Source organism: Azospirillum sp. TSH64, from assembly GCF_003116035.1.
Lineage (GTDB): Bacteria > Pseudomonadota > Alphaproteobacteria > Azospirillales > Azospirillaceae > Azospirillum.
The window spans coordinates 4,702,171-4,722,513 of the sequence record NZ_LGQW01000015.1; the positions used below are offsets into that span (position 1 = coordinate 4,702,171).

Here is a 20,343-nt window from a genome sequence, read left to right on the forward strand (position 1 = left end):
GCCGGGGCGGAGCAGCTGCTGGGACAGGGCGACATGCTGTACATGCAGGGCGGCGGCCGCATCACCCGCGTCCATGGTCCCTTCGTCTCCGATTCGGAGGTCGAGGAGATCGTCCAGTATGTGAAGGCCCAGGGCGCTCCCAACTACGTCACCGCCATCACCGAGGAGGAGGAGGAAGCCGCCGCGGTGGAGGATGAGGACGGCGGTTCGGTTGCGACCGGCGACGACCTCTACATGCAGGCCGTCAATCTCGTGGTCCGCGAGGGCAAGGTGTCGGTCAGCTTCATCCAGCGCCAGCTCCAGATCGGCTACAACCGCGCCGCCCGCCTGGTGGAGCGGATGGAGACCGAACGCGTGGTCGGTCCCGCCAACCACCAGGGCAAGCGCGAAGTCCTGCTGTCCCACGCCGGCCTGTCGGCCAAGCGCGCAGGCGTGTGATCGATCATCCGGAGGAGCTTTCTTCCTCTGTGGAGAGGGCTCCTCCGGTTGGGAGACGACAGCAAGAAAGCAAAAGGCTCCCCTATGGACCCGAAGCCCCATTTTGAAAGCCTCGCCCGCTACAACCGCTGGGCCAACCGTCGCCTTTACGAAGTCGCGGCGCAGCTTTCCGATGCTCAGTTCCGCGAGGACCGCGGCGCCTTCTTCGGCTCTGTCCGCGGCACGCTGAACCATATCCTGGTCGCCGACCGGGTGTGGCTGGAACGCATCGAGGGGGCCGGGCCGAAACCGTCGTCGCTCGATGAAATCCTCCATGACGACTTCGCCGGCCTGCGCACTGCCCGCGAAGCGGAGGACGAGCGTATCCTGCGCGTCCTGGCAGCCACCCCGGCGGAGCGGTTCGAGTCGGTTCTCTCCTACCGCAGCATGGCCGGCACGGCGCATGAGCTGCCCTTCTCCCAGATCGTCACCCATATCTTCAACCACCAGACCCACCATCGCGGGCAGGCCCACACGCTGCTGAGCCAGTTCGGGCTGGGCGCGCCGACGATCGACTTCGTCTATTTCCTGCTGGAGACGAAATGAGCCAGACAGGAAGCAGGCCCGTCGCCGACCTCGCGGCTCTGGAAGCCCTCTATGGCGAGCCCGCCGCTCCCTCCATCGCCAAGGAAGTGCCGGCGCTGACCCCCGGCTACCGGGCGCTGATCGAGGCGTCGCCCTTCTTCGTTCTCGCCACCAGCGGGCCGGATGGGCTGGATGCCTCGCCGCGCGGCGACCAACCCGGCTTCGTCCGGGTCGCGGACGACCGTACCCTGCTGATCCCCGACCGCCGCGGCAACAACCGCATCGACAGCCTGCGCAACATCCTGGCCGATCCGCGGGTCGGTCTGCTGTTCCTGGTGCCGGGACTGAACGAAACGCTGCGGGTCAACGGCCGCGCCGTGATCGACACCGACCCGGCCTTGTGCGAGAGCTTCGCGGTGGACGGCAAGGTGCCGAAGTCGGTGCTGGTCGTCAGCATCGAGGCGGTGTTCTTCCAATGCGCCCGCGCCCTGCTGCGGTCCCGCCTGTGGGACCCGGCGGTGCAGATCGAGCGCCGCAGCCTGCCGTCGGCAGGAGCCTTGATGGCGGAGGCCAGCGCCGGGCGCGAAGGCGGCGACGCCTACGACCGGTCGCTGGCCGAGCGCATCCCCAAAACCCTGTACTGACCCGGCATTCCTACTGCGCGGCGAGCCTGTCGGTGGCCGGCAGCCGGATGGTGAAGACCGAGCCCTCGTCGTGCTCGCTCTCCACCGACAAGGTCCCGCCATGGGCGGTGACGATCTTCTGCGTCATGTAGAGTCCCAGCCCCGACCCCTTGGTTCCGCGCGACGACGAGGCGCGGAAATAGATCGAGCCGATTCGCTCCACCTCCTCCGGGGTCATGCCGAAACCCCGGTCGGCGACGCGGATGACGATACCGCCTCCGTCATCGAAGGCGCTCACCCGGACTGCCGCGTCCGCCGGCGAGTAGCGCAGCGCGTTCTGCACCAGATTGCCGATGGCCACCCCGAGGAAGGGCGCATCGACCAGCATCGGGCGGTCGGGAGCGTCGATCGACAGCTCCAGCCGTTCCTCCGCTTCCGTCCCCCTCAGGCCGCCCAGCACCTCGTCCATCAACTGGCCCAGCGCCACCGGTTCCGGCTTCAGCGCCAGCGCCCCCTGGTCGAGCGCATCCGAGGACAGGAACAGATCCACCAGCTCTGCCATCTTGTGGGTGGTGCTGCGGATGCGTTGCAGGCGGGACAGCGCCGACGGCGACTCCACCACGCCCGACAGTTCGATCATCTGGGCCGCGCTGTCGATGGCGGCCAGCGGGGTACGGAATTCGTGCGACAGCATCGCGACGAAGCTGCGCTGCTCCTCCGCCCGCTTGGTGGCGAAGGCCGATTCCTCCCGGGCACGCAGCCGTTCCGCCTGAAGCCTGCCGATGCGCAGGGCCAGACCGGTGCCCAGCACCATCACCGCCACCATCGAGGCGACCTGATAGGGATCGGCGATGAAGAAATCGGCAGGCAGCGCGCCCCGCAGGATCAGTTGGGCCATGATCAGCCCACCAAGGGACACCAGGGTGCTGGCCAGATAGAAGCGCGGGCTGAGATCGCTCGGGTTCAGCCAGGCCATGCGTGCGGTCAGCACCAGCGCGATCACCACCACGACCAGCGCCGACAGGGTCACCACCGGGTTGGTCAGGGCGTAGAGCGGTGAAACCGTCGTCGGCAATGCCAGCAGCACCAGCAGGGCCAGCCCCTGATAGCAACGCGCCAGCTTCGGCGCCCGGGTCTGCAGATCGAGGATATAGACCCACATGATCAGTGCCGTGGCAAAGCCGAGGAAACCGCTGCTGCCCACCAGCAAGTTCATGATCCAGCCCGGCAGATCCGGCAGCAGGGCTGCACCGATGCCGTTGGCGAACAGGTAATAGCAGAAGACCGTGGCGACATAGGCGGTGTAGGACAGCAGCGCCCCGTCCCGCAGAAGCAGGCCCAGCGCGACATAACCCAGGACCAGGATGCCCAACACCCCCAGGAAAAACCCCTGGAACAGCAGATCCTTGGTCTGGTGGCCGACATAGGCGGCGGGAGACCACACCCGTGCCGACAGGCGGATGGCGCTGACCGAATCGACGCGCAGGTAAAGCGAAACCGGCTTTCCCTCCGGAAGGGTCAGCGGCAGGCTGTGCAGCCGGGTCTTCATCGGCCGCTGGCTGAAGGGAACGAAGTCTCCCAGCCGGACCAGCCGGTAGGCGGCAGGATCCTGCGGCCGGCCCACGGCTCCGTTTGCCTTCGGAATGAAGAGGTCGAGATGGTCGATATAGGCTTCGCCCATCTCCAGGAGCCAGTCCGCCGGCGCACCGGGTTCGCGCATCAGGTCGAAGCGGTACCAATGGATGTCGCGGGTCTGGCCGACACCGCGGAAATCCCCAAGCGGCTCCATCTGCCCATCGGCGTCGGCCTTCAGGATGGCGGCGAAGTCGAACTTGCGGTCGGGATCGATCAGCCGGGCGAAATGGCCGGCCAGGGTGGCGCTGGCGGTGGCTGGCCCGAGCCGAAGCGGCTCCACGCCGGAGACCGTGGCGGCGGCTGTGCCGGCGAACCACAGAAGAAGCGCCGCCAGCAGGGCGATCGGCCCCGCCATCCGGCGGCAAGACGCGGATGAGGCCGGGGAACCGGCATTGCGCCCGCCAGGGCCGTTCTGCCGGGCAGAAGGGCGGCGATTCCAGCCTCGCCATTCCCTGCCGTTGTTCGCGTCCTTCATCATCGCGGGTTATCGATATGGATAAAGTTTTAGCAAAACATTAAGTTTGTATGCATTACGTCCTTCCAACTCTTCTGGTTCCCGGCCGTCGTCAGATGCGTGAAGGGGACAGCTTGAACTCCACCACCGTGTCGGTGGAGGCAAGGGCGCTGACCAGCGCCATCGGATCGGGGTCGCCTTTCCCCTGAAGCACCAGCTGGCATTCGAACTGGCCGCTGCCGTTGGCGAGATGAAAGGCCCAGTCGACCACCTCGAACCCGTGTTTCTTGGCCTGCGCCCGCAGTTCTTCCGGCGGCGGGGCCTTGTCGCGCGGGAAGACCAGCGTCAGGTGGACCACCGACTGGTGGGGCAGCAGCCGCTCGACCGGCCGCAGCAGGCTCATCACCAGGATGGTCAACAGCGCCGCGGCGATGGCGACCGCATAAAAGCCGAGCCCGATGACGATGCCGATGGCCGAGGTCGCCCAGATCGAGGCGGCGGTGGACAGGCCGCGGATCGACAGCCCCTCGCGCATGATGACCCCGGCGCCGAGAAAGCCGATGCCGGTGACGATGCCCTGGATCACCCGCGTCGGATCGCCGGTCAGGGCAGCCGCGTGCGGCGCCCCCTGCGTCCCAATGCCGCCATACCACATGGAGGGGTAGGCGTTGACCACAGTCAGCGCGGCCGAGGCCAAGCAGACCAGCCCGTAGGTCCGCATCCCGGCCGCCCGCCCGTGATAGCTGCGCTCGTACCCCAGCAGCAGCCCAACCGCCAAGGCTCCCAAAAGATGCAGCAGGATCAACCCGTTGGTCGCCAACTCGGCCTGCGACCAATAGGAGCGCAGCAAATCCATGGCCCATTCCATTCCCGATCGAGGTTTCCAATGAAGACCTCCACCGCAGTCTAGCGCAGCCCGGGCGAAGGCGCCTGCGCAACAGAAGGCGCCATTCCGTCACAGGCCGCAAGTGGCCCCACTTGACCTGAGTCAATTCCAGATCGCCGGAAAGTACCGATACTAAGGGCCGAAAACCAGTACCTAAGGACCAGCCATCAGGGCTGGCACCGGGACCGGTTCGACCTGTTTCCGCTCCGACCGAGAGTGCCGCCATGAGGCCCACCCCCTCCCCCGTCCTGTCCCGTCCGTCCGACCGGAAGGCGACCGACTCCGCACCGGCCCCGACCCGCCGGGCCGAGGGGCTGATGTTCCTGTGGCTGGCGGTGCTGGTCTGGCCGGTGATCGCCGTCGGCACTGTCGCCGCCTACGGCTTCTCGATCTGGATGTACCAGATCCTCACCCACTGAGCCCAGCGCTCCCCCAGGACCGACATGCCCCGCGCCCCCGAATTCCACATCTCCAGCCTCGTCATCCAGCACAGCCCCGACCGCACCGACGCGGTGCGCGAGGCGGCGGCTTCCGTCGCCGGGCTCGACTGGTGTGCCGCGGAGAACGGCAAGGCTGTGGTGACCCTGGTCACCGCCAGCGCGGCAGAGGTCGTCGACCGCATCGCCCTGCTCAACGCCATTCCCGGCGTCCACACCACCACCATGGTCTACCACCACTACGAACCCGCGGACGCGATCGACGCAGCCTGACCCCTCTCCCCTGGACTGTCACCCGGATCCCCAGCCAGGCGCGCCGTTTCCGCCTTTTCCCGACCGAATTTCCTCCGACCCTGGAGTTCTCCCCATGTTTCTGTCCCGCCGCGATTACCTGAAGGCGCAAGCCGCCGCTGCCGCCGCCGCGGCGGCCGGAATCTCGCTGCCCGCGTCCGCCGCCAACATCCTGACCGGGGAAGGCGCCAAGCTGACCTGGTCGAAGGCCCCCTGCCGGTTCTGCGGCACCGGCTGCGGCGTAATGGTCGGCGTCAAGGACGGCCGCGTCGTCGCCACCCACGGCGACGTGAAGGCCGAGGTGAACCGCGGCCTGAACTGCGTGAAGGGCTATTTCCTGTCCAAGATCATGTATGGCGAGGACCGGCTGAACCAGCCGCTGCTGCGCATGAAGGACGGAAAGTTCGACAAGGACGGCGAGTTCGAGCCGATCAGTTGGGACGCAGCCTTCGACATCATGGCCGCCAAGTGGAAGGAGACCCTGAAGAAGAAGGGTCCGACCGCCGTCGGCATGTTCGGCTCCGGCCAATGGACCATCTATGAGGGCTATGCCGCCTCCAAGCTGATGAAGGCCGGCCTGCGCTCCAACAACCTCGACCCGAACGCCCGCCACTGCATGGCGTCGGCGGTGGCCGGCTTCATGCGCACCTTCGGCATGGACGAGCCGATGGGCTGCTACGACGACATGGAGCAGGCCGACGCCTTCGTGCTGTGGGGCTCCAACATGGCGGAGATGCACCCCATCCTGTGGACGCGCGTCACCGACCGCCGCCTCAGCCATCCCGGCTGCAAGGTCGCCGTGCTGTCGACCTACGAGCACCGCAGCTTCGATCTCGCCGACGTCGGTCTGGTCTTCACCCCCGGTTCCGACCTGGCGATCCTCAACTACATCGCCAACCACATCATCAAGACCGGCCGGGTCAACAAGGAGTTCATCGAGAAGCACTGCAACTTCAAGCGCGGCCGTGACGACATCGGCTATGGCCTGCGTCCCGACAACCCCTTGGAGAAGAAGGCGAAGAACGCCGCCAACGCCAACGACTCCGACCCGATCAGCTTCGACGAGTTCGCCAGGTTCGTCGAGCCCTACACGCTGGATAAGGCCCACGAGCTGTCGGGCGTGCCGAAGAACCGGCTGGAGGCGCTGGCCGAGCTGTACGCCGACCCGAAGGTGAAGGTCGTGTCCTTCTGGACCATGGGCTTCAACCAGCATGTCCGCGGCGTTTGGGCGAACAACCTCGTCTACAACATCCACCTGCTGACCGGCAAAATCTCGCAGCCCGGCTGCGGCCCCTTCTCGCTGACCGGCCAGCCCTCGGCCTGCGGCACCGCGCGCGAGGTCGGCACCTTCTCCCACCGGCTGCCCGCCGACATGGTGGTGACCAACCCCGAGCACCGCAAACACGCCGAGGAGATCTGGAAGCTGCCGGAGGGGACCATCCCCGACAAGGTCGGCTACCACGCCGTCCAGCAGGACCGCATGCTGAAGGACGGCAAGCTCAACGCCTACTGGGTCATGTGCAACAACAACATGCAGACGGCCCCGAACACGGCGAAGGAGACCTTCCCCGGCTACCGCAACCCGGAAAACTTCATCGTCGTCTCCGATCCCTACCCCACCGTGACGGCGCTGGCCGCCGACCTGATCCTGCCCACCGCCATGTGGGTGGAGAAGGAGGGCGGCTACGGCAACGCCGAGCGCCGCACCCAGCTGTGGCGCCAGCTGGTCGATGCGCCCGACGGCGCGCGATCCGACCTTTGGCAGATCATGGAGTTCTCCAAACGCTTCCGCATTGAGGAGGTGTGGCCGGAGGAATTGCTGAACAAGAAGCCGGAGCTGCGCGGCAAGACCCTGTACGAGGTGCTGTTCCGCAACGGCCAGGTCGACCGCTTCCCGCTGTCCGACCTCGATCAGAACTACAACAACCAGGAGGCCAAGGACGCCGGCTTCTACGTCCAGAAAGGCCTGTTCGAGGAATACGCCTCCTTCGGCCGCGGCCATGGCCATGATCTGGCGCCCTTCGAGCAGTACCACCAGGAGCGCGGCCTGCGCTGGCCGGTGGTGGACGGCAAGGAGACCAAGTGGCGCTACCGCGAGGGCTCCGACCCGTATGTGAAGGCCGGCGAGGGCATGCGCTTCTACGGCAACAAGGACGGCAAGGCCAACGTCTTCGCCCTGCCCTACGAGCCGCCGGCCGAAGCGCCCGACACCGACTATCCCTTCTGGCTCAGCACCGGCCGCGTGATCGAGCATTGGCACAGCGGATCGATGACGCTGCGCGTGCCGGAACTGCGCAAGGCCTTCCCGAATGCCGTGGTGTTCATGCACCCCGACGACGCCAAGGAACTCAATGTCCGGCGCGGGCAGGAGGTGCGTGTCACCTCCCGGCGCGGCGAGGTTCGGGTCCGGGTCGAGACGCGCGGGCGCAACAAGCCGCCGCGCGGCTTGGTCTTCGTCCCCTTCTTCGACCACACGGTCCTCATCAACAAGGTGACGCTCGACGCCACCGATCCCATCAGCAAGCAGACCGACTACAAGAAATGCGCGGTCAAGATCACGCCAGTCCTGAACGCCTGAGGAGTGCCGGCATCATGAAGACCCGTTTCCTGATCGCCGCGCTGGCCCTGCTGGCCGGCATCCCGGCCATGACCATCGGCGTCACCTCCGGTGTCGTCGCCGCCGACAAGCCCGTCGTGATTGCGGACGCCACCGGCACCGTGGGGGGGATCAAAGTCCCCTCCGCCAACCATCCGATCACCACGGATGTCCCGGCCGAGGCGACCCACCGCGAGATCACCGACGACCAGAAGCGCGTGCGCAACTACGCCGACCAGCCGCCGCTGATCCCGCATGCTATCCGCGACTATCAGATCGACCTGAACATCAACAAGTGCCTGACCTGCCACGACCGCCGCAACACGGCCGGCTCGCAGGCCCCCATGCTGTCGGTCACCCATTTCCAGGACCGTGACGGCCAGACGCTGGGCACGGTGGCGGCCCGCCGCTACTTCTGCACCCAATGCCATGTGCCGCAGACCGACGCCCAGCCGATCGTTCCCAACAGCTTCCAAGACTTCGACTCGGTCCTGGGCCATGCCCAAGGCGGCCAGAAATGACAATCCGCGACGCAGTGCTGTGCCTGTGGCGGCTGTTCGCCCTCCCCAGCGTCCATTTCAGCCTGGGTTTCCTGACGCTGGGCGGCTTCATCGCCGGCGTCGTCTTCTGGGGCGGCTTCAACACCGCCCTGGAGGCCACCAACAAGGAAGCCTTCTGCATCAGCTGCCACGAGATGCGCGACAATCCCTATGAGGAGCTGAAGCAGACCATCCACTTCACCAACCGGTCGGGCGTGCGCGCCAGCTGCCCGGACTGCCACGTCCCGCACCAGTGGACCGACAAAATCGCCCGCAAGATGCAGGCATCGAAGGAGGTCTGGGGCAAGATCTTCGGCACCATCGACACCCGCGAGAAGTTCCTCGACAAGCGCCGCGAGCTGGCCGAGCACGAATGGGCGCGGCTGAAGTCCAACAACTCGCTGGAATGCCGCAACTGCCACAGCGCCGACTCGATGGACATTACCAAGCAGAACCCGCGCGCCGCCAAGATGCACGAGACCTATCTGTTCACCGGCCAGAACACCTGCATCGACTGCCACAAGGGCATCGCCCACCACCTGCCCGACATGCAGGGGATCGAACCGGGCTGGAGCATGAAGACCAGCCAGAAGTAAGGATCGAGTTGATGCAACGGCCCCGCTTCCGAAAGGAGCGGGGCCGTCGGTGTTTCAGGGGAAACGCTTCACTCTGAAATCCAGGGATTGAGCAACGGAACACCCATCGGCTCGAAATCCTTCGTGTTCCGTGTCACCACCGTCAAACGATGGACCAGGGCCGTTGCTGCGATCATGCTGTCACGCTCGGGGCGCGGAGTCGGGACATGCAATGTGGCGCACCGCTTGGCCACATCGGCATCGACAGGAAGGATCCGCCCCTGAAACACCACCAGGACGTGGCCGTCAATCCAACTGCGCAGTGCCGTTCCGTGGGCAGGATCCTTCCGCGCCACCAAACCGGCGCCACGTTCGATCTCGAACAGGGTGATTGCCGAGATGAACAAGTCGGCCGGCATCGCTTTGGAAGCCCAAGTCACCAATCCGGCATTGGCTCGTGCTGGCCGCCGCAACTCCGACACGGCGTTGGTATCCAACAGATACATCAGTCCAGATCCACCGGGCGGGCCATAGCCTGCAGCTTCGGCGGGTCGAAATCGAAATCCGCCTCCTCCCCTTCCTGCCGCAACAGGTCCAAAAGCGAGCCTCCCTCATCGGACAGGCGGCGGTACGTGTCATAACGCAACAGAACAAAGGCCGGTTCGCCACGGTCGGTAACGATCACGGGTCCATCCTCGGCTGCTCGTTTGGCCTCGCTTGGGTTCTGATTGAACTCACGGCTGGAAATCATGCGCCCCATGGTGTCCCTCTTCTGAGAACCGCTGCTCACGCGTCGCCATGGACGACCGCTATGAAGACGATACAGATCGCCCCCATCAGAGACAAGATGCGTGTAGTTACATAGCTACATCAAACCTTCACCTATCCCAGCATCGCCACCACCGACAGAGCCAGCAGCGTCACCAGCACCGCTTCGCCAAGTCCGACCAGCCCGCGCAAGCCCAGCGCCACCCACCAGCTCGCCCAATCGCGGCGGTGACGAACCTCCTTCAGCAGACGTTCCTGGATACCGGCGACGGTACGGCGTGCCGACAGGCTGGCGATGCCGCCGACCAGCGCCACCAGACCGGTGCCCAGCACGAAATACAGCGCCCCCTTCCAGCCGGCGAAATGGTCGGGATCGTTCAGGTAATGGCCGGCGCCGACGACGATCCAGACAGCGGCCGGCCAGACGCCGACAATCTCCGGGCCGGGTCCTTCTCCCATCGGCCCTTCTCCGCTTGGCGCATCGCCCATCGCCGCCTCCCCTCAGCCACCCGGCACATGGCGGTAGGCCAGCACCCGCGTCGCCGGCCCGCCTTCGACGTCGGCCAGCGGCAGCAGAAGCTCGACGAACTTCGCCCCCGGCAGCATCGGGTCGTCGCGCACCAGCAGGCAGCGCGGCTCGCCGCTTTCCAGGCAGGCGCGCAGGTCGGACAGCCAGCGCCGCGCCGCCTGCTCCGGGTGGCAGTCGGTCACCCGCCGTGTCGTCGGCCGCTCGGCCAGCCGGCGTTGCAGGGCGCGGCCGCAGGACTTGTAGACGAAGTCGCTGCCATCGGCGGTCGGCTCCATCAGAGCGGTGCGCGGCACGCTTTCCCGGACCTGGGCCGTGTCGATCTCGCTTGCCAGCGGCATGCGGCGCTTGCGCTTCAGCCTCACCCAGTGGGTGTAGAGGATGCGGACCTGCGGCGTCTGTTCCGCATCGATCACGTCGGCCCGGCAGGGCGGCGGCGGAAGGTCCAGCACCGGAGTCGCCACCGGCGCCGACGCGAAGGCCGCTGCCGCCGGCACCGGCTGGGAGACCGGCTGCGGAATGGGGCGCGAGGCCGCGGCGGTGACCAGCGTGTGGGCCTGCCCGGCCGGCGTATGGCCGATCCGCCCGCCATGCTTCTTCAGCATCGGCAGCGGCGCCCAGGCGGTGCAGGTGTGATAGCCCTTGGTGATGCGGCGGTAGTCCTGGCTGCTGGCGGTCCGGCATTCCCCCTCCACCCCGTGGCGGGCGACATGCACCAGCGTGTTGTCCTCAGACAGCGCGCGCTCGCCGCCCCACGAGACGCAGGCGGCGCAGGCGCGGCTGTCCTTGGCGAATGCGTGACTCATCGGGGCGTATCTCCAATGGGTATGCGAAATGGGAGAAGGGGAATTGATGCGTCCCTTTCCCCCGCCGTTCAAGGCCCGCATGGGGCGGCAGTGCCGCGCCCGAGATTCAGTCATGCGAGGGTGACATCCATGCCACCCCTTCCCCCCCGGCCCGGAACCCCCTATAAGGGGGCCTTGCACGACATGCCCATCCCGCTCTCCGTCTCCGGTCCCCCGGTGCCGGGGGGTTTTCGGCTGACCACATTTCAGAGAAGCGGACCCATGCCCAAACGCACCGACATCAAATCCATCTGCATCATCGGCGCGGGTCCGATCGTCATCGGACAGGCTTGCGAGTTCGACTATTCCGGCGTTCAGGCGTGCAAGGCGCTGCGCGAGGAAGGCTACCGGGTCATCCTCGTCAACTCCAACCCGGCCACCATCATGACCGACCCCGGTCTGGCCGACGCCACCTACATCGAGCCGATCACCCCGGCGGTCGTCGCCAAGATCCTGGAGAAGGAGCGTCCCGACGCCCTGCTGCCGACCATGGGCGGCCAGACCGCGCTGAACACGGCGATGGCGCTGTCCGACGACGGCACGCTGGAACGGCTCGGCGTTGAGATGATCGGCGCCAAGCGCGACGTCATCGCCAAGGCCGAGGACCGCATCCTGTTCCGCGACGCCATGGACAAGCTGGGCCTGGAGTCGCCTAAGTCGCGCATGGTCCGCACGCTGGACGAGGCGATGGACGCGCTGGAGTTGGTCGGCCTGCCCGCCATCATCCGTCCCAGCTTCACGCTGGCCGGCACCGGCGGCGGCATCGCCTACAACCGGGCGGAGTTCGAGGACATCGTGCGCGGCGGCCTGCGTGCCAGCCCGGTCGGCGAGGTGCTGATCGAGGAATCGGTGCTGGGCTGGAAGGAATACGAGATGGAGGTCGTGCGCGACGGCGCCGACAACTGCATCATCGTCTGCGCCATCGAGAACATCGACCCGATGGGCGTCCACACCGGCGACTCGATCACCGTAGCGCCGTCGCTGACGCTGACCGACAAAGAATACCAGATCATGCGCGACGCCTCGATCGCCGTGCTGCGCGAGATCGGCGTCGACACCGGCGGCTCGAACGTGCAGTTCGCGGTCAACCCGGCCAACGGCCGCCTGATCGTCATCGAGATGAACCCGCGCGTGTCGCGCTCCTCGGCGCTGGCGTCGAAGGCCACCGGCTTCCCCATCGCCAAGATCGCCGCCAAGCTGGCCGTCGGCTACCGGCTGGACGAGCTGACCAACGACATCACCGGCACCACGCCCGCGAGCTTCGAGCCGACGATCGACTATGTCGTCACCAAGATGCCGCGCTTCACCTTCGAGAAGTTCAAGGGCTCGGAGCCGCTGCTGACCACCTCGATGAAGTCGGTGGGCGAGGCGATGTCCATCGGCCGCACCTTCCAGGAGTCGGTGCAGAAGGCCCTGCGCTCGATGGAGACCGGCCTGACCGGCTTCAACGAGGTGAAGATCGGCGGGGACGAGAACCCGGACCGCACCGCCATCCGCGGCGCGCTCGCCACCCCCACCCCCGACCGCCTGCTGGTGATCGCCCAGGCCTTCCGCCACGGCTTCACCGTGGACGAGGTGCAGGCCGTCTCCAAGTACGACCCGTGGTTCCTGGAGCAGATCAAGGCGATCACCGACCGTGAGGCGGCGATCCGCGCCGGCGGGCTGCCGACCGACAAGGCCGGCTGGTTGAAGCTGAAGCAGATGGGCTTCTCCGACGCCCGTCTGGCCGAGCTGGCCAAGACCACCGAAGCCGCGGTCGCAGCGTCCCGCCGCATGGCCGGCGTTACCCCGGTCTACAAGCGCATCGACACCTGCGCCGCCGAATTCGCGTCCGCCACCCCCTACATGTACTCGACCTACGAGACCGACGGGACCGGCGAGGCCGAGTGCGAATCGGACCCGACCGACAAGCGCAAGGTCGTCATCCTCGGCGGCGGTCCGAACCGCATCGGCCAGGGCATCGAGTTCGACTATTGCTGCGTCCATGCCGTCTACGCCCTGCAGGAGGCCGGCATCGAGACCATCATGGTCAACTGCAACCCGGAGACCGTCTCCACCGACTACGACACCGCCGACCGCCTGTATTTCGAGCCGCTGACGGCCGAGGACGTGGTGGAGCTGGTGCGGGTCGAGCAGCGCAACGGCACCGTGCTGGGCTGCATCGTGCAGTTCGGCGGCCAGACCCCGCTGAAGCTCGCCGCAGCATTGGAGGCCGCCGGCATCCCGATCCTCGGCACCTCGCCCGACGCCATCGACCTGGCCGAGGACCGCGAGCGCTTCCAGAAGCTGTTGGTCGATCTGAACCTGAAGCAGCCTGCCAACGGCCTCGCCCGTTCGCTGGAAGAGGCCGAAGCGGTCGCCGCCCGCATCGGCTTCCCGGTCGTCATCCGTCCGTCCTACGTGCTGGGCGGCCGGGCGATGGAGATCGTCCACGACATGACCGGGCTCCAGCGCTACATGGGCACCGCCGTGCAGGTGTCGGGCAAGAACCCGGTGCTGATCGACAGCTACCTGCAGGACGCCATCGAGGTCGACGTGGACGTCGTCTGCGACGGCGAGCAGGTCTATGTCGCCGGCGTGATGGAGCACATCGAGGAGGCCGGCATCCATTCCGGCGACAGCGCCTGCGCCCTGCCGCCCTACACGCTGCCGGCCGACACCATCGCCGAGATCAACCGCCAGTCGGACGCGCTCGCCCATGCGCTGAAGGTGGTCGGGCTGATGAACGTGCAGTTCGCCGTCAAGGCCGGCACCGTCTACATCCTGGAGGTCAACCCGCGCGCCAGCCGCACGGTGCCCTTCGTCGCCAAGGCCACCGGCACCGCCATCGCCAAGATCGCGGCCCGCGTCATGGCCGGCGAGAAGCTGTCCGCCTTCACGCTGAACGGCCCGACCCCGCCGCACACCGCGGTCAAGGAAGCGGTCTTCCCCTTCGCCCGCTTCCCCGGCGTCGACATCGTGCTGGGTCCGGAGATGAAGTCGACGGGCGAGGTCATGGGCCTCGACCACAACTTCGCGCTGGCCTTCGCCAAGGCGCAGCTCGGCGCCGGCGTCACCCTGCCGGTCAAGGGCAGCGTCTTCGTCTCGGTCAAGGACCACGACAAGCCGGCGCTGGCGGTGATCTCCAAGAAGCTGCACGAGATGGGCTTCAGCATCCTCGCCACATCCGGCACCGCCAAGGTGCTGAGCGATGCCGGCGTGCCGGCGGAAACCATCAACAAGGTGGTCGAAGGCCAGCCCCACATCGTCGACGCCATGATCAACGGCAACGTGCATCTGGTGATCAACACCACGGAAGGCGCCCAGGCGCTGTCCGACAGCTTCAGCCTGCGTCGCACCGCGCTGACCTACAACATTCCGTACTATACGACGGTGGCAGGAGCACGCGCAGCAGTGGAAGCGATTGCCGCACTCCGGAACGGCAGCCTTGAAGTCGCCCCGTTGCAGTCGTACCTTAGCGGATCGTATTAAGGACGGACGACGGCGCGGCGGACCTCCTCCGCGCCGTCTTCGTCCTTGATGTCGCTTTGGACAGGTCGAACGACTGCAAGCGGTGATGGACCGAACATGGAAAAAGTTCCGATGACAGCGGCGGGCTTCAACCGCCTCCAGGAGGAATTGAAGCACCTTAAGATCACCGAACGCCCGGCGGTCATCAAAGCCATCGCGGAAGCCCGCGAACATGGCGACCTTTCGGAAAACGCCGAGTATCACGCGGCGCGCGAACGTCAGAGCTTCATCGAAGGCCGCGTGCTGGAGTTGGAGGACAAGATCAGCCGTGCCGAGGTCATCGACCCGGCCAAGCTGACCGGCAGCACCGTGAAGTTCGGCGCGACCGTGACCCTGGCCGACCAGGACACGGACGAGGAGACGACCTATCAGATCGTCGGCCAGGACGAGAGCGACATCAAGAACCGCCTTCTGTCGATCCAGGCGCCGCTGGCCCGCGCCCTGATCAACAAGTCCGTCGGCGACAGCGTCGAGGTGTCCACCCCCGGCGGTTCCAAGCTGTACGAGATCGTTTCGGTCGAGTTCCGTTGACGTTTCAACCGCCCTCTCCCACCCCGGGAGAGGGCGGTTGTCCCCTTATCCCCCAAGCTTTTCCCTGAAGAAGTCGTTCACCCGCCGGATCGCGTCCGAGCGGGCGTCTTCGTCCGTGCCGACATGGGCAGTGCCGCCGGGGGCGGTGGCGAGGTCCTTGCGCTTGCGCACCGGCGCGTCCGGCGCGTCGAAGCCGTGATAGGCGTCGGGATAGACCACCAGATCCACCTTGCCCTTGACCCCGTCGCGCCCGGACAGCTCGACGCAGCTCTCCGGCGGCGTCCAGTCGTCCTTGCCGCCGACCAACAGCAGCAGCGGGCCGTCCGGCTGCCAATCCTCCTTGCTCAACGCCGCCTTGCAGCCCGGGTAGAAAGCGACGGCGGCGCGGAAGCCGCCCTCCTCGGTCCCGGCCGGTCCATCCTCGCCGGCGCCATAGGCGACCATCACGGTGCTCGCCCCCTGTGACCAGCCGATCAGACCGATGCGGTCATGGTCCACCTCCGGCCGCTTGCGCAGGAAGGCCAGCGCCGCCCAAGCGTCGCGCTTGCGCTCCACCGTGGCGCGGACGGTCCGGTCCTTCAGCGCGGTGGTGCAGACCTCCTCCACATCGCGCGGGCCGAAGCTGTCGACCATCAGCACCTCGTAACCCTGCCGCTGCAGGTGGGTGGCCCACCAGACATGGCGCGGCGACACCCGGCCGTTGCGGGCATAGAGGCCGCCGCAGCCATGCAGCATCACCACCGCCGGGTGCGGGCCGTTGCCCGCCGGGCGCAGCAGCCGGCCGCTCAGCATCGTCGGCGTGCCGCCGGTCAAATCCCCGTCGACAGACGGAAAGCGCACGATCTCTTCGGCATGGACACCGACCGCGGCCTGCACAGGCGCCGCCGACAGGGTCAGCCCCCCAACCGCGATCACGCCCGCCGCGATCCCACCGGCACCGGCATACAGCACCGCCCCCAACACAGCCGCAAGACCGCGGGTGGAAGCCTTCATTCTGCAGCGTCCCCGACCTCCGGCGCCTGCCCCGACGGCGGCGCTCGCGGTTGCAATATTAAACCTCCGCGATGCGGAAGGCCATGGGCGCCCGGCATTTGTCCCTGCGGACGCGTCGTCCACTTATCCGCCAGACGGCGAAAGCTGCCTTGCCGCCGCGTTTGAGCTAGGCTGCGGGACAATGAATGATCCCCGCACTCCCCTTCCGTCCTTCGGCGCCTTCTGCCTCTACTGGCTGCGGCTGGGGCTGACCAGCTTCGGCGGTCCGGCCGGGCAGATCGCGATGATGCAGAGCGAGCTGGTCGACCGCCGCCGCTGGATCGACCAGACCCGGTTCCTGCATGCGCTGAACTTCTGCATGCTGCTGCCGGGACCGGAGGCGCAGCAGCTCGCCACCTATATCGGCTGGCGGATGTATGGCATGCGCGGCGGGCTGGTGGCGGGCGGGCTGTTCGTGCTGCCGGGTGCGCTGGTGCTGCTGGCCCTGTCCTGGATCGCCGCGGCCCATGGCGACACCGGGCTGGTCGGCGCGCTGTTCGACGGCATCAAGCCGGCGGTGGTGGCGATCATCGCCGCCGCGGTCTGGCGCCTGGGCCGCCGGACGCTGAAGGGCCCGGCCGCCGTCGCCCTGGCCGGTGCGGCCTTTCTGGCGCTGGCGCTGCTGCACCTGCCCTTCCCACTGGTTATCGGCGGCGCGGCGGTGATCGGCGGTGTGGCGGCGCGCACCGGTCGCCATTGGTTCGCCCATCCGCATCCGGCGGGCGACGATGGCTCCGACGGCGGTTCCACCACCGACCCGACGGCGGAGCCCGCTCCGAAGGCCGGACGGCTGCTTACCCTGCTTGGGCTGGGCTTGGTTCTGTGGGCGGTGCCGGTGGGCGCGGTCCTGCTGGCATTCGGTGCCGATCCCTGGCGCGGCATTGCGGCGCTGTTCACCAAGGCTGCCTTCATCACCTTCGGCGGCGCCTATGCCGTGCTGCCCTACATCGCCGGACAAGCGGTGGACAGCTATGGCTGGCTCAGCCCGCGGGAGATGATCGACGGGCTGGCACTGGCCGAGACGACGCCGGGGCCGCTGATCCTGGTCACGCAATATGTCGGTTTCTTCGCCGGCTGGAACCGGCCGGGCGCCCTGTCGCCGGCGCTGGCGGGAACGCTGGGGGCGGCGCTGACGACCTACGTCACCTTCCTGCCCTGCTTCCTGTTCATCTTCGCCGGCGCCCCCTATCTGGAGCGGCTGATCCACAACCGTCTGGCCGCGGGGGCGCTGGCCGCCATCGCCGCGGCGGTGGTGGGGGTGATCCTGAATTTGGGCGTCTATCTGGGAATGGCGGTGCTGCTGCCGGACGGGCAGCATACAGCAGGCAGCCTGATCTGGGGCTGGGCGATCATGCTGGCAGCACTTTATGCGCTGACCCGCCGGGGGGTGGCGATCCACTGGGTGGTGGCGGGGGGAGCGGCGGCGGGCCTGATCCAGGCGCTCGCCGCCTCTTCCTTGTAGACCGAGCAGGGTCGAACGAGCTGGGGCCCGCTCAGCGCCGGGTGGCGCGGGCGGGTGTCTCGTCCTCCGCGTAATCCTCGTCCTCGTCGTCCTCATTCCCTTCCGGGATGTCGGGCGAATCGACGTCGATGGGAACGCCGGGGGTGTGCTTGCTGGTGCGGATCGACAGGGCCGACTTCACATGGGCGACGTTGGGCGCCGCCGTCAGCTTGGTCGTCAGGAAGCGCTGGTAGTCGTCCCAGTCCTCCGCCACGATCTTCAGGACGAAATCATATTCGCCGGCCAGCATGTTGCACTCACGCACGAGCGGCCAGCTGTTGACGAGCTCCTCGAATTTCTTTAGGTCCGCTTCGGCCTGGCTGCTGAGGCCGACCTGGGCGAACACCGTGACGCCGAACCCCAGTGCATCGGGGTTGACGTCGGCGTGGTAGCCACGGATGAATCCCGCCTCCTCCAGCGCGCGGACGCGGCGCAGGCAGGGCGGAGCGGAGATGCCGGCACGTCGGGCAAGCTCCACATTGGTCATCCGGCCGTCGTTCTGCAGATCGCGCAGAATCCGACGGTCAATTCGGTCGAGTTTGACCCGCCGCATGGTTTACTCGGTCGCTCCGGGGATGATTTGGAGAAAGGATATTACACGGGCATGGTGTCTACGCCAAGACGGAAACCCCCGCAAGGGCGAGCAACCCCGATAACGGTCTTTTCGCCGCAGCCCTCCCGCCTGAGGGCTCCCCTCCCTTCGAAGCTTCAACGATCCGGGCTCTCATGCAACCTCTGACCAGCGCGCCTCTGACCTGCTGGGTCGTGTCGGACGGCAAGGCCGGCATGGAAAACCAGTGCATCGGTCTGGCGGAGTCGCTCGGCCTGACGCCGGTCGTCAAGCGCGTGCATCTGCGCACGCCCTGGCGCCAGTTGACCCCCTACTGGCGCATCGGCAACCGATTCGCCGCCGGCCCCAACGGCGATCCGGTGGGGCCGCCCTGGCCCGATCTGCTGATCGGCACCGGGCGGCAGTCCATCGCCGTCTCGCTGGCGGTGCGCCAGCAGTCGGGCGGCCGGACCTTCACCGTCCAGATCCAGGATCCGGTGATGAACCCGCGCCATTTCGACCTGATCGTCGTGCCGCGCCATGACAGGCTGCGCGGCGACAACGTGATGGTGACCCGCGGCGCCCTGCACCGGGTGACACCCGCCATCCTGGCCGACGCGGCCGAACGCTTCGCCCCGCGTCTGGCGCACCTGCCGCACCCGCGCATCGCCGTGCTGATCGGCGGTGACAACGGCGTCTACCGTCTGACGCCCACCATCATGGGCGATGTGGCCGAACGGCTGGCCAACCTGACGCGCAGCCATGGCGCCGGGCTGATGGTCACCCCGTCGCGCCGCACCGGCGCCGATAACGAGGCGATCCTGCGCGCCCGCCTGTCCGGGCTGCCGGCGGAGGTGTGGGACGGCAGCGGCGAGAATCCTTACTTCGCCTATCTCGGCCTCGCCGACGCCGTGGCGGTGACCTGTGACAGCGTGTCGATGACCTCGGAAGCCTGCTCGACCGGCAAGCCGGTCTATGTGATCGAGCTGGAGGGCGGGTCGCCCAAGTTCCGCGCCTTCCATGACGGGCTGTACCAGGACGGCATCACGCGGCCCTTCGACGGCTCCCTGGACCATTGGGACTATGCGCCGCTGAACGAGACGGAAGTGGTGGCCGAAGAGGTGCGGCGCCGCCTGTCCGCCCACCGCAGCCGATTCGGCCTGTCGTAGCGGGAGAGCGGGGTGCGGCGCGACCAATGCGCGCACCCCGCTGGTACGACCGGTTTGCTGCGGAGTTCGGGCGCCGGCCATGCCATAAGCGCTGGCAAACCGGCCGTTCCGACAAACACGGTCCGGGGCCGTCCTTCCATCCGGAACTTCCGCCGCCATGACCACTCCCGACGCCGTTTCCGCCTCTTTCCTGCGTTGCCTGGATAACAGCCGGCTGTTCGACCAGCCCTACAATCACTGGCTGCTGTCCGAGGCGCTGCCGGAGGAGTCCGCCGACGCCATAGCCGAGCTTCCCTGGGGTCCGCCCCCGGTGTCCGACACCTATGGCAAGCGCGAGACCAACAACGCGTCGCGCACCTATTTCGGCGAGGAGAACCGCGCCAAATATGCGGTGTGCGAGACGGTGGCCCAGGCCTTCCAGAGCCGCGCGGTGGTGGACGCGATCCAGAAGACCTGCAACGTCGACCTCACCGGCACCAGCCTGCGCATCGAATATTGCCAGGACACCGACGGCTTCTGGCTGGAGCCGCACACCGACATCGGCGTCAAGAAATACACGATGCTGGTCTATCTCTCGAAGGGGCCGAACTGCTCGCACTGGGGCACCGACGTGCTGGACGAGAGCCGGACCGTCGTCGCCCGCGCGCCCTACGCCTTCAACGAGGGGCTGATCTTCATCCCCGGAAGCAACACTTGGCATGGCTTCGAGAAACGTTCGATCGACGGGGTGCGCAAATCGATCATCGTGAACTATGTCGGCCCGGAATGGCGGGCGCGGCAAGAATTGTGCTTCCCTGACAAACCTGTTGCATAAAACTTCCGCCGTGTTTAAGTGACGCCGGTTTTGGGGGGCAAAGCCACCGTCGGCACGCT

At 67.0% G+C, this 20,343-nt stretch carries 21 protein-coding genes; 13 read left to right on the forward strand and 8 right to left on the reverse strand.

Features of this window, described 5'->3' with window-relative positions:
- The 3 genes from TSH64_RS22650 to TSH64_RS22660 all read left to right on the forward strand — a co-directional run.
- Positions 1–438, forward strand: a 438-nt coding sequence (locus TSH64_RS22650; protein WP_282188118.1) for a DNA translocase FtsK, incomplete at its 5' end; no start/stop codon positions are given.
- 84 nt (positions 439–522) lie between these two features.
- Positions 523–1,023, forward strand: a complete 501-nt coding sequence (locus tag TSH64_RS22655; RefSeq protein ID WP_109448441.1) for a DinB family protein — start codon at positions 523–525, stop codon at positions 1,021–1,023.
- Positions 1,020–1,646: a pyridoxamine 5'-phosphate oxidase family protein gene (locus tag TSH64_RS22660; protein ID WP_109448443.1), complete on the forward strand. Its 627-nt coding sequence runs from the start codon at positions 1,020–1,022 to the stop codon at positions 1,644–1,646. Before TSH64_RS22655 ends, TSH64_RS22660 begins: the two co-directional genes overlap by 4 nt.
- 10 nt (positions 1,647–1,656) lie before the next feature.
- Here TSH64_RS22660 and TSH64_RS22665 read toward each other — a convergent pair whose 3' ends face one another.
- Together TSH64_RS22665 and TSH64_RS22670 are read right to left on the reverse strand one after the other, a co-directional pair.
- Entirely contained in the window at positions 1,657–3,615 is a 1,959-nt protein-coding gene (locus tag TSH64_RS22665) for a sensor histidine kinase (RefSeq protein ID WP_247873097.1), read from the reverse strand.
- A gap of 211 nt (positions 3,616–3,826) precedes the next feature.
- Positions 3,827–4,570: an MgtC/SapB family protein gene (locus tag TSH64_RS22670; RefSeq protein ID WP_109452954.1), complete on the reverse strand. Its 744-nt coding sequence runs from the start codon at positions 4,568–4,570 to the stop codon at positions 3,827–3,829.
- Between the two features lie 254 nt (positions 4,571–4,824).
- On the opposite strand from TSH64_RS22670, the gene TSH64_RS22675 reads away from it, so the two are divergent.
- The 5 genes from TSH64_RS22675 to TSH64_RS22695 all read left to right on the forward strand — a co-directional run bounded on the left by TSH64_RS22675 (position 4,825) and on the right by TSH64_RS22695 (position 9,059).
- Positions 4,825–5,019, forward strand: coding sequence for a periplasmic nitrate reductase, NapE protein (locus tag TSH64_RS22675; protein WP_109448447.1), 195 nt, complete (start codon positions 4,825–4,827; stop codon positions 5,017–5,019).
- Positions 5,020–5,043: 24 nt separating this feature from the next.
- Complete coding sequence (locus TSH64_RS22680) at positions 5,044–5,310, forward strand: chaperone NapD (protein ID WP_109448449.1); 267 nt, start codon at positions 5,044–5,046, stop codon at positions 5,308–5,310.
- 94 nt (positions 5,311–5,404) lie between these two features.
- Entirely contained in the window at positions 5,405–7,906 is a 2,502-nt protein-coding gene (gene napA / locus TSH64_RS22685; RefSeq protein ID WP_109448451.1) for a nitrate reductase catalytic subunit NapA, read from the forward strand.
- 14 nt (positions 7,907–7,920) lie between these two features.
- Positions 7,921–8,445 (forward strand): nitrate reductase cytochrome c-type subunit, encoded by a 525-nt coding sequence (locus TSH64_RS22690; protein ID WP_199237643.1) that lies wholly within the window; start codon positions 7,921–7,923, stop codon positions 8,443–8,445.
- A complete protein-coding gene (locus tag TSH64_RS22695) occupies positions 8,442–9,059 on the forward strand; it encodes a NapC/NirT family cytochrome c (RefSeq protein WP_109448455.1) in 618 nt (205 codons plus the stop codon). The genes TSH64_RS22690 and TSH64_RS22695 overlap by 4 nt, the downstream gene beginning before the upstream one ends.
- Positions 9,060–9,127: 68 nt before the next feature.
- Here TSH64_RS22695 and TSH64_RS22700 read toward each other — a convergent pair whose 3' ends face one another.
- The 4 genes from TSH64_RS22700 to TSH64_RS22715 all read right to left on the reverse strand — a co-directional run bounded on the left by TSH64_RS22700 (position 9,128) and on the right by TSH64_RS22715 (position 11,138).
- A complete protein-coding gene (locus TSH64_RS22700; protein ID WP_109448457.1) occupies positions 9,128–9,544 on the reverse strand; it encodes a type II toxin-antitoxin system VapC family toxin in 417 nt (138 codons plus the stop codon).
- Positions 9,544–9,798, reverse strand: a complete 255-nt coding sequence (locus TSH64_RS22705; RefSeq protein WP_109448459.1) for a type II toxin-antitoxin system Phd/YefM family antitoxin — start codon at positions 9,796–9,798, stop codon at positions 9,544–9,546. The genes TSH64_RS22700 and TSH64_RS22705 overlap by 1 nt, the downstream gene beginning before the upstream one ends.
- A 122-nt stretch (positions 9,799–9,920) precedes the next feature.
- Complete coding sequence (locus tag TSH64_RS22710; protein ID WP_109448461.1) at positions 9,921–10,265, reverse strand: hypothetical protein; 345 nt, start codon at positions 10,263–10,265, stop codon at positions 9,921–9,923.
- Positions 10,266–10,307: 42 nt separating this feature from the next.
- Positions 10,308–11,138 carry a hypothetical protein gene (locus tag TSH64_RS22715; protein ID WP_109448463.1) on the reverse strand — a complete coding sequence of 277 codons (831 nt, stop codon included), beginning with the start codon at positions 11,136–11,138 and terminating at the stop codon, positions 10,308–10,310.
- A 261-nt stretch (positions 11,139–11,399) separates the two neighbouring features.
- Between TSH64_RS22715 and carB the strand changes: the two genes are divergently transcribed.
- Both carB and greA read left to right on the forward strand, forming a co-directional pair.
- Complete coding sequence (carB, locus tag TSH64_RS22720) at positions 11,400–14,648, forward strand: carbamoyl-phosphate synthase large subunit (RefSeq protein ID WP_109448465.1); 3,249 nt, start codon at positions 11,400–11,402, stop codon at positions 14,646–14,648.
- 96 nt (positions 14,649–14,744) lie between these two features.
- On the forward strand, positions 14,745–15,218 hold the full coding sequence (gene greA / locus TSH64_RS22725; RefSeq protein ID WP_012972887.1) for a transcription elongation factor GreA: 474 nt from the start codon (positions 14,745–14,747) through the stop codon (positions 15,216–15,218).
- A gap of 45 nt (positions 15,219–15,263) precedes the next feature.
- On the opposite strand, the gene TSH64_RS22730 is transcribed toward greA, so the two are convergent.
- Positions 15,264–16,211, reverse strand: coding sequence for a dienelactone hydrolase family protein (locus TSH64_RS22730; protein ID WP_199237644.1), 948 nt, complete (start codon positions 16,209–16,211; stop codon positions 15,264–15,266).
- Positions 16,212–16,392: 181 nt separating this feature from the next.
- On the opposite strand from TSH64_RS22730, the gene chrA reads away from it, so the two are divergent.
- On the forward strand, positions 16,393–17,712 hold the full coding sequence (gene chrA, locus TSH64_RS22735) for a chromate efflux transporter (RefSeq protein WP_109448469.1): 1,320 nt from the start codon (positions 16,393–16,395) through the stop codon (positions 17,710–17,712).
- 31 nt (positions 17,713–17,743) lie between these two features.
- Here the strand turns inward: chrA and TSH64_RS22740 are convergent, their stop codons facing one another.
- Positions 17,744–18,304: an Lrp/AsnC family transcriptional regulator gene (locus TSH64_RS22740; RefSeq protein ID WP_109448471.1), complete on the reverse strand. Its 561-nt coding sequence runs from the start codon at positions 18,302–18,304 to the stop codon at positions 17,744–17,746.
- Between the two features lie 173 nt (positions 18,305–18,477).
- On the opposite strand from TSH64_RS22740, the gene TSH64_RS22745 reads away from it, so the two are divergent.
- Together TSH64_RS22745 and TSH64_RS22750 are read left to right on the forward strand one after the other, a co-directional pair.
- The gene (locus TSH64_RS22745) at positions 18,478–19,470 is read left to right on the forward strand and encodes a mitochondrial fission ELM1 family protein (RefSeq protein WP_109448473.1); all 993 of its coding nucleotides are present in this window, start codon (positions 18,478–18,480) and stop codon (positions 19,468–19,470) included.
- A gap of 157 nt (positions 19,471–19,627) precedes the next feature.
- Positions 19,628–20,284, forward strand: a complete 657-nt coding sequence (locus TSH64_RS22750) for a 2OG-Fe(II) oxygenase (protein ID WP_109448474.1) — start codon at positions 19,628–19,630, stop codon at positions 20,282–20,284.
- The last annotated feature ends 59 nt before the right edge of the window (positions 20,285–20,343 follow it).

Coding starts and splice junctions, on each gene's coding strand:
- TSH64_RS22660 (WP_109448443.1), top strand. CDS start 1,020: ATGAGCCAGACAGGAAGCAGGCCCGTCGCCGACCTCGCGGCTCTGGAA.
- TSH64_RS22750 (WP_109448474.1), top strand. CDS start 19,628: ATGACCACTCCCGACGCCGTTTCCGCCTCTTTCCTGCGTTGCCTGGAT.
- TSH64_RS22700 (WP_109448457.1), bottom strand. CDS start 9,544: ATGTATCTGTTGGATACCAACGCCGTGTCGGAGTTGCGGCGGCCAGCA.
- TSH64_RS22690 (WP_199237643.1), top strand. CDS start 7,921: ATGAAGACCCGTTTCCTGATCGCCGCGCTGGCCCTGCTGGCCGGCATC.
- TSH64_RS22675 (WP_109448447.1), top strand. CDS start 4,825: ATGAGGCCCACCCCCTCCCCCGTCCTGTCCCGTCCGTCCGACCGGAAG.
- TSH64_RS22740 (WP_109448471.1), bottom strand. CDS start 18,304: ATGCGGCGGGTCAAACTCGACCGAATTGACCGTCGGATTCTGCGCGAT.
- carB (WP_109448465.1), top strand. CDS start 11,400: ATGCCCAAACGCACCGACATCAAATCCATCTGCATCATCGGCGCGGGT.
- napA (WP_109448451.1), top strand. CDS start 5,405: ATGTTTCTGTCCCGCCGCGATTACCTGAAGGCGCAAGCCGCCGCTGCC.
- TSH64_RS22730 (WP_199237644.1), bottom strand. CDS start 16,211: ATGAAGGCTTCCACCCGCGGTCTTGCGGCTGTGTTGGGGGCGGTGCTG.
- TSH64_RS22705 (WP_109448459.1), bottom strand. CDS start 9,798: ATGGGGCGCATGATTTCCAGCCGTGAGTTCAATCAGAACCCAAGCGAG.
- TSH64_RS22745 (WP_109448473.1), top strand. CDS start 18,478: ATGCAACCTCTGACCAGCGCGCCTCTGACCTGCTGGGTCGTGTCGGAC.
- TSH64_RS22670 (WP_109452954.1), bottom strand. CDS start 4,570: ATGGATTTGCTGCGCTCCTATTGGTCGCAGGCCGAGTTGGCGACCAAC.
- TSH64_RS22665 (WP_247873097.1), bottom strand. CDS start 3,615: ATGGCGGGGCCGATCGCCCTGCTGGCGGCGCTTCTTCTGTGGTTCGCC.
- greA (WP_012972887.1), top strand. CDS start 14,745: ATGGAAAAAGTTCCGATGACAGCGGCGGGCTTCAACCGCCTCCAGGAG.
- TSH64_RS22710 (WP_109448461.1), bottom strand. CDS start 10,265: ATGGGAGAAGGACCCGGCCCGGAGATTGTCGGCGTCTGGCCGGCCGCT.
- chrA (WP_109448469.1), top strand. CDS start 16,393: ATGAATGATCCCCGCACTCCCCTTCCGTCCTTCGGCGCCTTCTGCCTC.
- TSH64_RS22680 (WP_109448449.1), top strand. CDS start 5,044: ATGCCCCGCGCCCCCGAATTCCACATCTCCAGCCTCGTCATCCAGCAC.
- TSH64_RS22715 (WP_109448463.1), bottom strand. CDS start 11,138: ATGAGTCACGCATTCGCCAAGGACAGCCGCGCCTGCGCCGCCTGCGTC.
- TSH64_RS22655 (WP_109448441.1), top strand. CDS start 523: ATGGACCCGAAGCCCCATTTTGAAAGCCTCGCCCGCTACAACCGCTGG.
- TSH64_RS22695 (WP_109448455.1), top strand. CDS start 8,442: ATGACAATCCGCGACGCAGTGCTGTGCCTGTGGCGGCTGTTCGCCCTC.